The following is a 15,218-nucleotide window of genomic DNA, read 5'->3' as shown; positions in this document are numbered from 1 at the left end:
CCCCTACTCCGCCGCGATGCTGAAGGGCGAGTTGGCAAGCGCCTTCTTCTTGGCTTCGATGTCGATGTTGTAGAGACGCGCGGCGTTGAGGCCGAGGATCTTCTCCTTGATCTCGTCGGTCAGCTGCACACCACGTTCGGCGGCGATGTCCCCGGGGATCTGATAGGCCCAGAATTTCTCGACCAGCCAGCGCGGCGTCCAGATCGCATAGTCGGAACCGAACAGGATCTTCTCCGGCCCGAGCCAGAACAGCAGCTCGGCGATAACCTCGCCGAAATAGCGCGGTCGCGCGTGGATGAAGGGCAGCGCCACCGCCAAGCCGCCATAGACATTGGTTTCCTGCGTCGCGATCCAGCAGAAGTCGTCGAGACGCGGCAGGCCGCAATGCTCGATAATCCAGTTGAGGCCCTGGAAATCCGTCGCCGCGTGATCGACGTCATGCACGTCGAACGCATCCTTGCTGAGCGGCAGGATCGTTGGGCCCTTATGAACGTGAATGTTCCTTATGCCGAGCTTGTCGCAGAGTTCGAAGCACTTGTAGGCATCGGGATCGGTGAGCTTCCAGCCCTTGGAAGCACCGTTCCATTCGGCCGTGTACATCTTCACCCCCTTGACGTTGTAGGTCTCCTTGAGGAAGTGGATGTATTCCAGCGCCTTCTCGCCGTCGCGCGGATCGAAGGCGCCGTTGACGATGAACCGCTCGGGATAGCGCTTGGCCACCTCGGCATTGCGCTCTATCGTGTTGAAGCCGTTCTTGTAGAAGTCCTTGAGATAGGTCGACTGGACGATCGCCACATCATCGGGGCCGTCGATGAACAGGTCGCGATAGAGATCGTCGGCGCTGTATTTCTCGAACTTGCTCTTCTCCCACAGCTGGTCCTTCGGGCTCAAGCCCGTGTGGTAGGCGTAGAAGCACTCGATGAACTGCTTGCCGTGGATATTCTTCTGGTTTTCCGGGCTGCCGTCCCAGAAATGGGTGTGGCCGTCGACCACGAAAATGTCCTTGCCTTCCGGTGTTCTGTACATTGTTGCCTCCGCAGCAATCGCGTTGATCGGTTCGGCGCGCCGCACCCGGCGGCGCGCCGGATTTCTGTGACGACTATTCGATGTATTCGAACATCTCGTCCATGTTGCCGAACAGGATCACGGTGTTGTCGTCGACGCGAACCATGCGGCCGTAATGGGTGGAGGTGTTGACCTCGAAGGTCTCGGCCGAAATCTCGCGGCCGAGATATTCGCCGATCGCGTCCATCTTGAAGATCAGCTTGCCGTCACCGTCGATGCGGATCAGCGCCGGCTGGTAGGTGATGGTCACCCCCGGCTTCTGGCCCATGAATTCGGCGATGGCACGAGCCTCGACCGAGTCGTTCATGGTGACGCCGCACTGATGCGAAATCGTCTGTTCGAAGGTGATGTCCTTCATCGCCTTGAAGATGTTGGAATGGGTTGCGTCGCGTGCAGATAATGACATGACAATTTCTCCTGTTTCAGCGCTTGAGGCCGAGTTCGCCGAGGATCTGGCCAATCCGCTCCTCGGATTTGGCGCGGACATCGGCGAACGCGACCGGCTTGGAATGCGGCATCGACCAGATCGGCTGCAGGCCGAGGGCTGCCTTGTCGGCGAGCGCGCCGTGTTTCTTGACCCAGCCCTGGAAGAGCTTGCGGTTGGCTGCGCCATACGTCTCGTCATTGGCGAGCATGTGCATGAGGTCGATCGTGTTGGCGAGGTTGCGCTCATAGTCGGCCTCGGCCGCCGAAATCACCGCCGGCGTGATGAAGTCATTGTTGGCAGCGGCGATCTGCATCAGGAAGCCGGAGCGGAACACTTCGCCGACCAGCGGTTCGAAGACGATGTTGATGGCGAAATACTGCTCGAGATAGTCGGTCGCGCCCATGATGGTTTCGACCGCTTCGCGCGTGCCTTGCCAGTTCTTGTCCTCGAGCCAGGCCTTCTTGCCGAGCTCGTCGTCCCAGTCGGGAAGATCCATGCCGATCTCGGCAAGGTAGAGCGTGATGTCCTGGGCAAGCCTGAGCTTGTAGGACGAGTTGGTCAGCGTCGCGTTGTTGATCATCTGGGTGTAGCCGTAACGCTGCGCCTGCATCAGCGAGGTGCCGAGACCGAATTCGGCATGTTTCCAGGCGCCGAGCTGCGTCTGCAGGATCTTGACCCAGGCCTTGTCGAAGGTCTTCGGCGCACCCGCCTTGCGGGCATTGTTGATGACGCTCTGCACCATCGTCTCGATCTTCGACTGGCGCTGGTAGTGCGTGCGCTCCCACTCCTGGTCGGGGGCGCGGAAGGCATGCCAGTTGGAGCTCTGGGCGGCGGTGTTCTGCTTGACGTAGGCGCCCTTGCCGTCGGCGAAGGAGATGATCCAGTCCTGGATCAGGTAGCGTTCCGGATCGGGCTGAACGTCGACCGTCATGTCCTCGTAGTGTGTGGCACGCTGGCCTTTCGGCTCGAAGTACCGGTATTTCCGGCTGTCGGAGTCGGCGAAGATCGCAGCACCAGCGGCTCCGGAACCGACTGAACTCGAGGTTGCAGGCATAGTCTCTCTCCCTTGTTGCAGTTGTGGTTGGCTTGGCACGACCGCCCTCAATGGGCCGGCGTTGCGCCTGCCGATGTGGTGAACTTGTCGAAGAAGATCCGCTCGGTCTCGAAGCCGTTCATGAACAGCACCGGCTGCAGCGCATCGATCATCGGCGGCGGGCCACAGGCATGGACATCGCCCTGCCCGTCGACCGCCAGTTGCTTGAGCTTGGCATCGACACTCTGGTGCACGAAGCCACGCTCGCCTTGCCATTCGGCGTCGTCATTGGCGTGCGACAGCACGGGAATGAAGGTGACGTCGGAATGATTGCCGACCAGCTCGGCGATCCTGTCGAGATAGAACAGGTCGTTGCGGGTACGGGCGCCGTAGAAGAAATAGACCGGACGTTTCTCGCCGCTCTTCAGATGGTCGTTGAGGATCGACCAGATCGGCGACATGCCCGAGCCGGCGCCGACCAGGATCAGGGGTCCTTGCCGTTCGTCGCGGCGGAAACAGGTTCCGTAGGGTCCGACGACGGTGACTTCGGCTCCGGCCTTGATGCCTCCGGAATCGAGTTCTCCCGAGAACTTTCCCTCAGGGTATTTTTTGATGATGAAGGAGAGTTTTTCGGTTTGGTCCGGCGTATTTGCCATGGAGAACGAGCGCGTAATCGTCTCCCCTTTTTGCGTGGTAACCGTGATGTCGACATATTGCCCCGCCCAGAACTTCATTGGGGAGCCGAGTTCGATTTCGATGCCGCGAATGTCGTGGGTCAGCTGCTCGATCCGAGCAATCCGGCCCTTGTACGTCTTCACGGCGATCGCTTTCGCCAAAATCTCCTCGTCGTAGTTGAGAAGCTCGACTTCCAGGTCGGAGAAGGCGATGCAGCGGCACAACAGGACGTGCCCGCTTTCCTTCTCCATGTCGTTCAGGGCGAAGGTCGAGTATTTCAGCATGTCGACTTCGCCTTCGAGCAACACGCTTTTGCAGGCCGAGCATTGCCCTTCCTTGCAGCCGTGCGGCAGCGCAATGCCCTGGCGGAACGCGGCGTTGAGCACCGTTTCGCCATGCTCGACGTCGAATTCGACGCCGACTGGACTCAGCCTGACCGTGTGGGTTTCCGACATACGGACCTCCAGTGAAAGGAAGGGGCGGGATGAACCCGCCCCCCTGATCAGTTGCAGGGATTGATGGTGAAGCCAGCCCGGTACTCCGCCAGGTGCTTCTCGCGGTCCGCGGGCGACATGGCACGCAGCGCGTTGAGCGGCGACCCGAGCGTGTTGCCGCGCACGTCGTCGAGCGTCCACATCTCCTTGTCGTCGAAGCGCAGATGCGGCTGCGGGACCAGCGTCTTGCCGTCGGAGCGGACGAAGTTCAGGTCCTTGATCGCATCCGCCAGGTCCCAGCCGTCATAGAGCGTCTCCCACTCGCGCTTGCCGCTGAAGCGGCCCATCGCGGGCGTCGGCCGGCCCTGATACTCGTCGGCGAAGGCAACCGTTGCGGTCCACTTGTCGAGTTCGTGAGCGAAGGTATGGAGTTGGCCGTCGATCTCGCCGACCACCATGTCCTCGCGGATCAGGCAGGGAACGAGGCACGACCAGCAGCGGTGCGGATAGACGTAGCCGACGTCGCTGTTGAACAGCAGCACCTTCTCGCCCTTGTGGCTGAGCTTGGCGTACCATTTCCAGAAGTCGCCGAACTCGGCGTACCAGCCCGGATACTTATGCTCGAACCACTCGAAGTCCTTGTCGGTCTGGGCTTCGATGCGCCAGAAATTGACCGGCCAGCCGACCGCGAAGAACTGCCCGACCTTGTGGACATAGTTCTTCTTGGTGATGCGCTCCCAGGCCGCCTGGACGTCGTCGTGATGGATCTTGATGCCGTATTTCTCGAGCGGCAGCATGTAGGTGCGATAATAGTCCTCGTAGATCCAGCGGTGCCACATTTCCGCGTAGGACTCCTTGTTCTTGTCGCGGTTGGTGGTGCCGTATTCGATGAAGGTGCCGATGGCGGCATCGACGATCGCGTGGTTCTGCCAGAAGGCGTAGCGCAGGTCGCGCTCGAGCAAGAGGTGGTTTTCCGGCTCCTTGAGCGCCGCCATCAGCAGCGAATGGCCATTGCCGATATGCCGGCTCTCGTCCGACTGCACCGACAGGAAGACGGTCGGCAGCGCGTAGTCGCCGTTGCGGGCGGCTTCCGAAGGCATGGCGACGAACAGCGTGTTGGTGAAAGCGGTCTCGGCCACCACGGTCAGGTACATGCAGGCGGCGGTCATGGTGTCGCCGGTGATGAAGCCTTCGGCGAACTGCCGGCCGATGGTGGTGGCGTAGCACTTTCCGAAAGCTTCCTCGGTGATGTCGAAGCCAGCCGGATCGATGTAGTTCTCCATGTACCATTTCTTCAGATTCATCTGGATCGTCGAGTGACGGAACTCGTCGATCATCTGCATGGTGAATCCGGTTCTGAGTTCCTCGCCGGGAGCGATGCGGGCGACCATCGCCATCGAACGGGCGGCGGAGATTTCAGGGAAGGGAATGATGGCAAGGAAGAGCTTCATCCACTCAACCCAACGCGGTTCGACGTTGCGGAACATGTCGCCGCGCAATGCCGCATCGAGCGCGCCATAGACGCGGTTGTCCTTCTCTTCCTGCATCGGGAAGTACGACCGAAGGACCTGCTTCATCGGGTCGCGCGGCGTCTTGGTGATCTTGTAGTCGGTCGGAAACGTCATCGCTTCCTGCACGTAGGAAGGATTCCAGCCGAGATCGGCAATCTTCTTGGTCGCCTCGCCGACGGAGATTCCGCGTTGCGAGGTAATCTTGTTGAGCGTCAGAGACGTCATGGTCATAAGCCTCCACCAGGTTTGAGCCGCAGGTCCGTTGACCCCGGCATGAAGCGGCGCACAGCACCGCCAGTGAGAGTGCGAGCGGCATGACAAAGGGTTGCGCGTTCAGGCGCGACCCGTGGTCCGGCCATTCAAGTGGATCGCGGCAAAGGTGTTCGAGGGCAGAGACCCGCGGCGCCAACCGCATGTGCGATGGGCGTATCGAAGCGGAATTTGTCCCTGCTTCCTCCGTTCCTTCGTTCTTTTGGCACCGCGTCCAAGCGCGATGGGCTTCTTATGAAAATGAGCAACGCAAGCGCCGTGCCAGTTTCGAAACAGCACCCATGGCTGGCGCTTAAAACAAAATCGGCGCCCTTTTCGACACGCGACCCGGCAACCACTGTAACGTTCTCTTACAGTTGTAACTTACGCCTGTAATATTTAACATGTATTCGCACATGCAATATATATTGTTAGCAGTTGCAGCAAATATCAAAACTCATATTATCTGTTTAATTCTTTGTCTTTCTCTACTATTTGAAGGTGACGGCCCCTGGGGTGGGCCTAGCGCTGGAGAAAGACCATGCAGAATGATAGGGACGCAAGCGGCCCGCCGCGGCGAATGTCCAGTCACGCCGACGGCGTCACCGGCGATCTTGTCAAGCTGATGCCCCGCGATCTGGTCTTTGTCATGCGCTTCATGGGCGAGAGCCAGCACCGCCTGCAGAGCCATTTCCAGGACTTCATCCGGGCCGAGCTTGCCGCCGGTGGCGTCACCACGGAGACGCATCCAATGATCCATCTTTTCATCGAAAACCACGCGATCCTGCTGCGCGACTTCGTGTTTTCCGGCGTTTCGCTGACACGCCAGTTCCGCGTCGACGAGATCGAGCGCCTGACCGGCGACACGACATCGATGATCCGCGTCGACATCTGGGACCAACTCAAGAGCCACATCGAGACGGCCGAAAAACAGTTCCAGTCGCAGGCCGGCACTTTGCCAAAATTGCTGTCGGCTTTCGAAAAGCCGCCCGGACCTTCGGAGAGCGAAAAATGACGAGGGGGTCCGATACGGCCAGGCGTGACGCGTTGCTCGCCCGCCGGCTCGATCTGGTCGCCAGCGTCTCCGCGCTCACCGCCGAGGCGCTGCGGCTCAACCAGAAACGCGCCGGCATCGAGATGGATGTGCTGCGCCTGGAGCTGGAAATAGGCAGAAGCGGCGCCAGCGAGCAACTGGTGCGGGACTTGCATGAAGCAGAGCAGAGCGCGGCGGCGATCATGCAGGCATGCGCGGCGTGCGAGCAGCGCATCGTCGCGGCGGAAGACGATGTCGAGGACGTCGATCGCCGGCTTGCCGCAACGGCGAACGAGGACTGATGGGAGAGACAGCGTGAACCAGCAGACGATGCAGAACCTGACCTTGTTCGACCTTCTGGCCCGCAGTTGGCGTCGTCCGTCGGCGGTCGCCGATCTGCGCTTCAGCGCCGATGGCTCGACTGTCGCCTTCGCCTGCGTGGATGGGACTGTCGCCATAGCCGCGGTCGCGGACCAGGAGCCGCCGGAGTCGCGGATCAGGGTGAGCAATGATCTCGGGCAGACGACGATCCGGCCAAGAGAGAAGCCTCCAGTACCGTTGATCGCCACGGCGGCATTTGGAGATGGCGATGTCCCGCTCGCTGCCTATGCGCATTCCGGCTTTCTGGTGGGCGCGGCCAATGGTGAGGTGCTGCATCTGACCGCCGACGGTGAAGTCGCGCCCCCCGTGGTCAGGATCGACGGGCCAATCGTGGCCATCGACCACAGCCCCCGGGCGGACATGACAGCCGTGAGCAATGGGCATGACGTCTTCGTGTCGCGCGGCCAAGGCGATGCAGTGAAGCTGAACCATGCCACGATATCGTCCACGGACGCACTTGCGCTCTCGCCAGGCGGACGGCGTCTGGCGTGTGGCCTCGGTGAAGGACTGTCGATCTGGGCGGTCGAAGACAACCCTGCCCTGATACGCGAAATCTCTCTGTCAGCGCGCCCGGTGTCGATCCGCTGGAGCGGTGATGGCACATGGCTGGCCTGCGGGCTCGAAACAGGTGGCTTTGCCCTGGTCAGCCTGGCCGATGGCCGAGTTGACATCGTCGCGGGATTTCCATCGCCGGTCCGGACAGTGTGCTGGAGCCAGACGGCGAATGCCCTGTTTGCCTCGGGCGCCTTCCGGATCGCCGGATGGTCGATGACCGTGCCGCCAGTTGGCGGCGAAACCTCTGGCGCGCTGGAAACTGGCCGCACCGGGCTGGTTCTGGTCGAGGCGGTGGCGGCACACCCGGAAAAGAAGCTGATTGCCGCGGGTTACGCCAATGGCCGCATCACCATCGCCCAGATCGGCGCGCGGGACGAACTGCTCGTCAGACCCCTGGGCAGCGCGGTGACCGCGCTTGCCTGGTCCGGCGACGGGCGGCACCTGGCGGTGGGCGCCGTCGATGGCACCGCCGCGATCATCACCTTTCCCGCGCAGATGTTCAAATAGCGGACGCAAGTCCACATGAAACAGGAGGATGACATGCAGACCGAACTCACGGCCGAGGACGAAAGCAAAGACGAATTTTTCGAGCGGCTGGCCAAGCTGTCGGAAGAAATGGTGGCCAAGCATGGCAAGGATTTCAGCATGGGCGCGCTGGTACTTGCCGCCCGCTGGATCGCTGAAAATCGCGTTGGCAAGCTGAAGACCAATTAGACTGTATAACGCACTTGTCCGCTCCCCTCTAACGGATGACCGGTAAATGGCGGGCCCAAACCCCTGGTCCCGCCACTCCTTCAAGAGCTGTCAGTGCGATGAGCTAGATGCTCCCTTGATCATTGCCTGACGAACACGCCCGTCTAGGTCTGGCCGGCAAGCGTATAGGTTCCGGTCAAGGTTCCATCGGGCAGCATCACAAGGCCGATGTCTGCGCCATTCGGTGCCGCCCGATCGGCTCAACGATCAAGAAGTCCGTGGACGACGAGCGCTACCCGCTCGTCTCGCGCGCTGTGCCTGATCCGACCCGAGCGCTCGAGCTCGGCTAGACCATGAAGCGCTGCCCAGAATGTCTCGGCCGCGACCTCGACATCGCTGTTTGATGGCGTGAGGACAGCTGTCAGCGCCGCAAAGGCGTCCTTCAATTCTGGCTTCGTGTCAGCTTCCGCAAAACGCAGGCCAGTCGGCATAGTGAACATGGCTTCGTAGAGCGCCGGATGCTCGCCGGCGAAGGCGAGATACGCCATGGCGACGTTCCGGAGCGCATTTCGACGATCGCTCGATTCATGCGCGGCCTGCTGAAGGGCTCTGGCGAGTTCCCCGAAACCCTCAACGGCGACGGCCGCGACAATCGCCTCCCTGTTCTCGAAGTGCGAGTAGAGAACTGGCTGGCTATACTCGATTTCCTCCGCGAGGCGGCGGATCGTGACGGCACTCCATCCCTCGCGTGCCGCAATCAGGCGGGCCGCCGCGGTGATGCGGCGCTCTCGTCCGGCCCGCTCCCTGCCTTTCCTTTCCGCGACACCCAACCCTTGATCTCCACATGCCGAATGCGTGGCCCACATATAACGCGGCTTGATAAACTAGCAATGCTAGAATATATATCGCCGCAAAGAGGAGGCGTGTATGTACTGGTTTTCAATCGGAGTGGCGCTGCTGGTGGCGATCGGGATCATCGCGATTGGCATCATGTATCTTTCAAACCCAAGGGCAGCGACACAGAGCTTTGGCCTGCCGCTTCCCGAAGAGGGGGCGAACATCGCCTGGTGGCTTCGCCTCAAAGGCGTGCGCGACATCGCTTCAGGGCTGGTCGTGCTGGCCCTAATGGTGTGGGGCGGGCCACGGATGGTCGGCATCGCTTTGTTGATCGAGGCGATTATCCCCGCGGGCGACATGTCGCTCATTCTGGCTTCGAAAGGCTCGGCCAAGCGTGCCTTCGGCATCCACGGCTTCACGGCGGCGCTGATGATCCTGGCGGCGATCCCCCTGATTATGGGCGTGGCCTAGGATGGTGCACACCCTCTCAATCCAGCTCCTGAGCAGCGCAACCTGACATCAGAAGCCCGGGACAGGCTGGATCTTTCCACTCAATCGCGCGCCAAGCGTCAAAGCCGCCGGAAAATTCTTGATCACGGCGCGCATGGCCGCCGCGCCGCCAGGCCCAAGTGCTATTCGGGCAATCAAGGCCGCGGCACGCAAACGGGTCGAGAATTGCCGACGCCATTCCCTTTCGTAGCGATGTCCAGCCTCGTCGTGGCCCTCGTGACCTTTACCCGACGCGACCAGTTCTCTCGCAAGAAGCCAGCCGGATTGCAGCGCCATGGAAATCCCTTCCGCAATGACGGGATGTGACTCGCCTGCGACGTTGCCGACGCGGAAGATGCCCTGATCATAGCCAGCTCGAATACCGGGATGGATCGGTCCCGCGGCGAGCCATGGGCCATCCAGTTCGGCACCGGCCAGCACAGTTCCCACGCCCCGGCATGAGGCCACGACGTGGCGCCATACCGCATCCGCCGCCGCAGTGTTTCCAAAGCGCTGGCGCAGCCCGGATAGAACATCCCTGCGGATACAGCAGGAAATCGAAACCCGGCCACGGTCCGCCGTTACCATTCCACCATAGCCGCCCGGGAATACCAGCAACGGCATCAGGTCGGGCGGCAGCGCGGCGCCGGTAAAATGGGCCTTGAACCCGAAAAGGTCAGAGGGCTGGCTTGTTCTTGCAAGCTGGCTTGGGAGTTTCCCGGGTTCCCAGGATCCGTGCGCGGCAATTATGACAGGTGCGCTCAAAACCTTTTCTTGTTGTCCCTCCTCCACGGTCACAAACTGCAGGTCATCGCCCCGACGAATGGCGACAGCCTTGCAAGGCTGGAGAATTTCGACACCCGCACGTTCGGCCGCCTGCAACAGGACGTAGTCCAAGCGATCGCGGCCGAGAGCGCGGCCGGGACCCGTCCTGGCGGTCGGCATCCGCGCCTGCGCCGAGACATCGCCCGAAAAAAAACCGACGCGACGTATTTCCGGGCCCGCTTCCGCGCGCCAGATCTCACCGACGCCCAACCGGTCAAGCAAGGCAAGGCTGGTCCCCGACATGAATTCGCCGCACACCTTTCGGCGCGGAAACACCACCTTCTCCACCATTGCCACCGACCAACCATGCTGGGCCAGCGCAGTGGCGGTCGAGCTGCCAGCAGGGCCAGCACCGATGACAATTGCGTCGTGCATCATCTGGCGCCGGGCACGCTGGCACCGACAAAAGCTTGAGTGAACAGGCCCCGGCGGCCTTCAACCACAGGCGTTCCCCCTGACAGTTGCCACAATCGTGAAAGTTCCGTGCCGCGAAAACCGGCGCGGACACTTTGCGCCGCGTCGTTCAGGGTCACCGCGCAGGCGCCGATCAATGGCAGCAACCGTGTCGCGACAAGTGGCACCTTGGCCCTGAATGGCTCCGTCGCGACGAGCATGGGGGCCATCGCCATGATCCGGGAAAACAGCTCCAGCAGGCGCGTGTCGTCGAAGTGATGGAGGATAAGGTTGGCGCAGACAAGATCGAAGGGTCTGTCTCCTGTCCAATCGAATATATCGGCGGTTACGGGTTGCGCCCGCCAACCAAATTTAGCGAAAGCGTTGCACACATCCTTGCCGATCAGGCCGATCCTGTCGACCATGACGATCTCGACGTTGGGCCAACGCCGCGCCATCAGCCGCGCCACCGTCAGCATGAACTTTCCGTCACCGGCGCCTATTTCCAGGATGCGCAGCGGCAGCGTCTGCACGTTGGCTCGCATGAGCGATGCCATGAACCTGGCCTGGAACATCAATGCATTGATGCGAACGAGATCACGACGGGATGCGATCGCACCAGGATCGTCGGCCGGGAGACCGTCGAGGAGCTCTGGCTCCAGATGCCGGATGTTTATGTCGGTCATGCGATGGATCGGAAATCTAGGGCTTCAGCCGGCGATCCGGCAATAGAATTCGGTCGTACTTTTATGGCCGCGCGCCGTTCATGGCGGAACTCGCATGTGAACTCAATCCGGATGGCGAAGCCGAACCTTGGTCCCTTTCATACAAGATCGGAGGCTGATATCACAGTTTGCTAATGAGAAATATCGGCGCTGCGCAATAAAACACTTTGTGCCGGCGTTTGCCTTAGGAAGCGCTTCCCCAATTTCTAGACCTCTTGTGAGACCCGTTGGGCTCATTGTCGGAGCAATTTTGTCCCCTCAAGCGTATCTGAACCGCATCGCCACGTCAGTTCCAAAACACGACGTGCATCAGTTCTACCTCCGCTATGGAGCTTTGCTGCTTGAAGACGATGCCCAGCGCCTTACGCTCTTCGAGCGAATGGTCGCTCTCGCCGGGATCGAACATCGCTATTCCTGCTTTGCGCCTGCCGACGATCCGCGCGGTGGGGCAATTGACCGCGACGGCACCTCGGTCAGGGGCTCGTTCGCCAGCACCGCAATCCGTATGGAGATGTACGAGGCCGCCGCGCCGGAGCTCGCGCAAAAGGCCGTCGACAAGCTTCTGGCCGACGACGACCGCTCGCTGATCACGCATTTGATCGTGACGAGCTGCACCGGCTTTTCGGCACCTGGCATCGACCTCGAGCTGGTGCAGCGATGCGGGCTGACGACGTCGGTCGAGCGGACCATCGTCGGCTTCATGGGATGCTATGCCGCCATCAACGCCTTGAAGCTGTCACGCCATATCGTGCGCTCCGACCCGAAAGCGCGCGTGCTGGTTGTCAACATCGAATTGTGCACGCTGCATCTCAGGGAAGCCACCGAGCTTGAGAAGCTGATCTCGTTCGGCCTGTGGGGCGACGGTTGCGCGGCCGCGCTGGTAACGGCCGAACCGCACGGCATCCTGCTCGAAAGCTTCCACGCCATCGTCGCGGCGGAGCGCAAGGAGCTGATGAGCTGGCACATCCGCGACGACGGCTTCGACATGGTGCTGTCCGGCCAGGTTCCCGGCGCGGTGCGTGAGACGCTGCGCAATGACCATCCTGCCATCCTGGGCGGCAGGCCCGCCAGGGACATCGATTTATGGGCGGTGCATCCCGGCGGCCGCTCCGTGCTCGACGCGGTCGAGCGGGCACTCAAACTGGAGCCGACCGCGCTCGCCGCATCGCGCGAAGTGCTGCGGCGATACGGCAACATGTCGTCGGCAACCGTCATGTTCGTGATGGCCGAAATGCTGAAGGAGCCGTCGGGCCTGCTCGGCTGCGGCATGGCGTTCGGGCCGGGATTGACCACCGAGACCATGATGTTCCGGACTGCCTGATGCCATCGAACAACGTGCGACACCGCATCCGAGCTTTCGCAGGCCGCTGGTTGGTGCCCTATTTGCCGTATCCGCACTTTATGTGCGTGGCGCCTCTTGACGCCGTACTGAGGACCCTATGGCGCGCTGAAGGCCAGATCCCTCCCGCCTATTGGCCGCGCCTAGTGCTCCTGCTGCTGCTTTCCGGCATCAACACGATCGCCTCCCTGCCGGAGCGCGTGATCCTTGGAGCATGGCTGCGGCTGCGCCCTCCCCCGATGGAGCGGGATAACGCCCCTGTGTTCGTTCTCGGCTACTTCCGATCCGGGACGACGTTCTTACAGAACCTGCTGGCAGCTGACCCGGGCCTGAGATCGCCGAGCTGGCCGCAGGTCTTGGCGCCTCAGGCATTCGTCCTTGGCTGGGCTCTCCTGCGCTACGTTTTCGTCCCCTTGCTGCCGTTGACGCGCCTCGACGCGGTCGTGCCGGTGGGCGCCAGGCTGCCGGCGGAGGATGACTTCGCGTTGAACAATCTGGGTGGAATGTCCATCCTCGCGGGACGCGCCGTGCTTCCCCGCCGGCAAGCCTTCTTCAATCGATTTCACGATCTCGACGGGCTTTCGGCGGACGAGTTAAGCCGCTGGCGCTCACATCAGTTCGCTTTCGTCCAGAAGCTCACTCTCGTTGCAGGCGGGCGGCGACTTTTGCTCAAGTCGCCGAGCCATACGGCGCGTGTCCGCTACCTCCAGGAGTTGTTCCCGGGCGCCAAGTTTGTCCACATCTCCCGTTCGCCGGAAGTGGTGTTCCGGTCCAACCTCCTTCTGGCGCGCGAATTGCAGCGTGCATTCGCCTTGCAGCCGCCACTGCCCGAGGACGAGCAGGAGGAGATCATCGCTCACGAATATCTCGCGACGGAGATGCACTATCTGGCAGATAGACCTCAGATTCCAGCCGCCGACCTCGCGGAAGTACGGCTGCAGGATCTCACTGCAGACCCCGTGGGCGAGATGAAACGGATCTACCGCGAACTGGGCCTGCCATTTTCCCGCGGCTGTGAGGAGCGGATGCAGCAGGTCGCCGCGACGTTTGGCAAACAGGTGCGCAGCCGCCATCCCGACCTGACGGAAAGGCAGAAAGCGCGCGTGGCTCGCCTCGCACCGCTGGCAGCCGCTTTTGGGCATGCGCCGGCGCAGGCTCCCGGGACGCTCAATATTGACAGCCAACCGCGCATTGGATGACATGGGATCATGACGACAGCCCCATGGTCGCACGCAAGCTGGGCAGCCTTGGCCCGGCTGTTGCTTGTCCCCATGCTACTCGCGATCTGCGCCCCATCGCTTTCGGCAGCCGCCGATGAGCAGAGCGACGCGGTCAAGTTGGTTGAGACCGTGCGCCAGGCGGCGGTTGTGCTTGGGCACGGTGGATCCGCCGAGGGGCAGCTCCGCTCCATCTCCGCGGCGTTCGACGGTAGGGGGATCGCGCAAGCCGTGCTCGGGACGTATTGGCGCCGGGCGAGTGCGGACGACCGCGCCGCGGTGATCGATGCGCTTCTTTATGCTATCGCGCACAGGCTGGCCGACAGGCTGGAGCGGACGCAGGACAAGACGTTCACCGTGATCGGCACAAAGGCCCTGGCCAACGGCGACATCCTGGTGCGCAGCGAATTCCGCCGGCCGCTCCACGGCCCAACATCCGTGGACTGGCGTGTCCGCCACTGCCGCGGACAACTCTGCATCGGCGATGTCTTTGTCGACGGCGGCTCCGTGACCGTGCAGCAGCGGGACCGCATTGGCCAACGGCTCGCCGGCAATGGCGGCTCGATCCCCGCGCTTGTCGTCGATCTCAGGAAAGGCCGGGTATGACTTCTCGCTCGTGCTCATGCCCCCCCTCGTCGAATTGAGCAATGTGGGCCGCGACTTCGACGGTGGCCGCATTGTCGCCGTTGACGATGTGTCGCTCGCGATCGGCAATGACGAGACCGTCGCCATTGTCGGCCGCAGCGGGAGCGGCAAGTCGACGATCCTGAACCTGATCTGTGGGCTTGACCGGCCGACGCGCGGCGAAGTTCGGTTCGAAGGTCGGGCCGTCAACGGCAGGGCTGCATGGGCAGCCGTCCGGGCCAGCAAGATCGGGATTGTGTTCCAGAATTTCTCCCTGCTCCAGTCCTTGTCGGCGCGCGAGAACATCGAGGTGGCTTTGCTGGGAAACCTCGGCGGAGCGCGGCAGCGTCGTGTTCGCGCGCTCGAACTTCTGGCACATTTCGGTCTTGCCGAGCGCGCTACGCTCCGGCCGGCCGAGCTTTCGGGCGGCGAACGCCAGCGGCTTGCAATTGCCCGCGCGCTGGCCAACCGTCCGAAGCTTCTCGTGGCGGACGAGCCGACAGGAAGCCTCGACGTGCAGACGAGCCAATCGGTGATGAGCATCATTGGCAACGTGCATCGCGAATTCGGTACCGCGGTGATCGTGGTGACGCATGACGAGGACGTGGCCGCACTGTGCGGCCGGCGAGTCGAGATCTCCGACGGCCGCATCCGCTCGGACAGCGGAATGGCGGCGATGTCGACGCCCGCGCCGGCGTCGCGGATCCGCTGAC

The 15,218-nt window shown here is 61.9% G+C and carries 17 protein-coding genes; 9 read left to right on the top strand and 8 right to left on the bottom strand.

Annotated elements, in window-relative coordinates:
* Nucleotides 1-3: 3 nt before the first annotated feature.
* The 5 genes from OOJ09_RS00415 to OOJ09_RS00395 form a co-directional block, all read right to left on the bottom strand.
* Nucleotides 4-1,026, bottom strand: a complete 1,023-nt coding sequence (locus tag OOJ09_RS00415; RefSeq protein ID WP_269903290.1) for an amidohydrolase family protein — start codon at nt 1,024-1,026, stop codon at nt 4-6.
* Nucleotides 1,027-1,099: 73 nt separating this feature from the next.
* Nucleotides 1,100-1,471: an MmoB/DmpM family protein gene (locus OOJ09_RS00410; RefSeq protein WP_027045792.1), complete on the bottom strand. Its 372-nt coding sequence runs from the start codon at nt 1,469-1,471 to the stop codon at nt 1,100-1,102.
* A gap of 16 nt (nt 1,472-1,487) precedes the next feature.
* Nucleotides 1,488-2,546 carry an aromatic/alkene monooxygenase hydroxylase subunit beta gene (locus OOJ09_RS00405; protein ID WP_269903289.1) on the bottom strand — a complete coding sequence of 353 codons (1,059 nt, stop codon included), beginning with the start codon at nt 2,544-2,546 and terminating at the stop codon, nt 1,488-1,490.
* 47 nt (nt 2,547-2,593) lie between these two features.
* Nucleotides 2,594-3,655 carry an NADH:ubiquinone reductase (Na(+)-transporting) subunit F gene (locus OOJ09_RS00400; protein ID WP_269903288.1) on the bottom strand — a complete coding sequence of 354 codons (1,062 nt, stop codon included), beginning with the start codon at nt 3,653-3,655 and terminating at the stop codon, nt 2,594-2,596.
* 47 nt (nt 3,656-3,702) lie between these two features.
* The gene (locus OOJ09_RS00395) at nt 3,703-5,376 is read right to left on the bottom strand and encodes an aromatic/alkene/methane monooxygenase hydroxylase/oxygenase subunit alpha (protein WP_420107482.1); all 1,674 of its coding nucleotides are present in this window, start codon (nt 5,374-5,376) and stop codon (nt 3,703-3,705) included.
* Nucleotides 5,377-5,935: 559 nt separating this feature from the next.
* Here OOJ09_RS00395 and OOJ09_RS00390 point away from each other — a divergent pair.
* From OOJ09_RS00390 to OOJ09_RS00375, 4 genes are read left to right on the top strand one after another with little or no spacing between them, the layout of a single operon-like run.
* Nucleotides 5,936-6,409 carry a hypothetical protein gene (locus tag OOJ09_RS00390; protein ID WP_269903286.1) on the top strand — a complete coding sequence of 158 codons (474 nt, stop codon included), beginning with the start codon at nt 5,936-5,938 and terminating at the stop codon, nt 6,407-6,409.
* Entirely contained in the window at nt 6,406-6,729 is a 324-nt protein-coding gene (locus OOJ09_RS00385) for a hypothetical protein (RefSeq protein ID WP_269903285.1), read from the top strand. The genes OOJ09_RS00390 and OOJ09_RS00385 overlap by 4 nt, the downstream gene beginning before the upstream one ends.
* A 13-nt stretch (nt 6,730-6,742) precedes the next feature.
* Nucleotides 6,743-7,870, top strand: coding sequence for a WD40 repeat domain-containing protein (locus OOJ09_RS00380; protein ID WP_269903284.1), 1,128 nt, complete (start codon nt 6,743-6,745; stop codon nt 7,868-7,870).
* A 33-nt stretch (nt 7,871-7,903) separates the two neighbouring features.
* Nucleotides 7,904-8,077: a hypothetical protein gene (locus OOJ09_RS00375; protein WP_164548627.1), complete on the top strand. Its 174-nt coding sequence runs from the start codon at nt 7,904-7,906 to the stop codon at nt 8,075-8,077.
* Nucleotides 8,078-8,316: 239 nt separating this feature from the next.
* Here the strand turns inward: OOJ09_RS00375 and OOJ09_RS00370 are convergent, their stop codons facing one another.
* Nucleotides 8,317-8,886: a TetR/AcrR family transcriptional regulator gene (locus tag OOJ09_RS00370; protein ID WP_269903283.1), complete on the bottom strand. Its 570-nt coding sequence runs from the start codon at nt 8,884-8,886 to the stop codon at nt 8,317-8,319.
* A gap of 97 nt (nt 8,887-8,983) precedes the next feature.
* On the opposite strand from OOJ09_RS00370, the gene OOJ09_RS00365 reads away from it, so the two are divergent.
* Entirely contained in the window at nt 8,984-9,364 is a 381-nt protein-coding gene (locus OOJ09_RS00365) for a DUF4267 domain-containing protein (protein WP_269903282.1), read from the top strand.
* A gap of 48 nt (nt 9,365-9,412) precedes the next feature.
* On the opposite strand, the gene OOJ09_RS00360 is transcribed toward OOJ09_RS00365, so the two are convergent.
* Nucleotides 9,413-10,582 carry an NAD(P)/FAD-dependent oxidoreductase gene (locus OOJ09_RS00360; protein WP_269903281.1) on the bottom strand — a complete coding sequence of 390 codons (1,170 nt, stop codon included), beginning with the start codon at nt 10,580-10,582 and terminating at the stop codon, nt 9,413-9,415.
* Entirely contained in the window at nt 10,582-11,286 is a 705-nt protein-coding gene (locus tag OOJ09_RS00355) for a class I SAM-dependent methyltransferase (protein ID WP_269903280.1), read from the bottom strand. The genes OOJ09_RS00360 and OOJ09_RS00355 overlap by 1 nt, the downstream gene beginning before the upstream one ends.
* A 289-nt stretch (nt 11,287-11,575) precedes the next feature.
* Here OOJ09_RS00355 and OOJ09_RS00350 point away from each other — a divergent pair, with 289 nt between their 5' ends.
* The 4 genes from OOJ09_RS00350 to OOJ09_RS00335 are packed head-to-tail and all read left to right on the top strand — an operon-like array spanning nt 11,576 to nt 15,217.
* Complete coding sequence (locus OOJ09_RS00350; RefSeq protein WP_269903279.1) at nt 11,576-12,646, top strand: type III polyketide synthase; 1,071 nt, start codon at nt 11,576-11,578, stop codon at nt 12,644-12,646.
* Nucleotides 12,646-13,863 (top strand): sulfotransferase family protein, encoded by a 1,218-nt coding sequence (locus OOJ09_RS00345; protein ID WP_269903278.1) that lies wholly within the window; start codon nt 12,646-12,648, stop codon nt 13,861-13,863. Before OOJ09_RS00350 ends, OOJ09_RS00345 begins: the two co-directional genes overlap by 1 nt.
* A 9-nt stretch (nt 13,864-13,872) precedes the next feature.
* Nucleotides 13,873-14,487, top strand: coding sequence for an ABC transporter substrate-binding protein (locus tag OOJ09_RS00340; RefSeq protein WP_269903277.1), 615 nt, complete (start codon nt 13,873-13,875; stop codon nt 14,485-14,487).
* On the top strand, nt 14,456-15,217 hold the full coding sequence (locus tag OOJ09_RS00335; protein WP_269903276.1) for an ABC transporter ATP-binding protein: 762 nt from the start codon (nt 14,456-14,458) through the stop codon (nt 15,215-15,217). Before OOJ09_RS00340 ends, OOJ09_RS00335 begins: the two co-directional genes overlap by 32 nt.
* Nucleotide 15,218: the final 1 nt, after the last annotated feature.

The organism is Mesorhizobium qingshengii (assembly GCF_027563465.1).
Classification (GTDB): Bacteria; Pseudomonadota; Alphaproteobacteria; order Rhizobiales; family Rhizobiaceae; genus Mesorhizobium; species Mesorhizobium qingshengii_A.
Note: the sequence above shows the minus strand (reverse complement) of the source record. Positions and strands in the feature narration are given on the sequence as shown.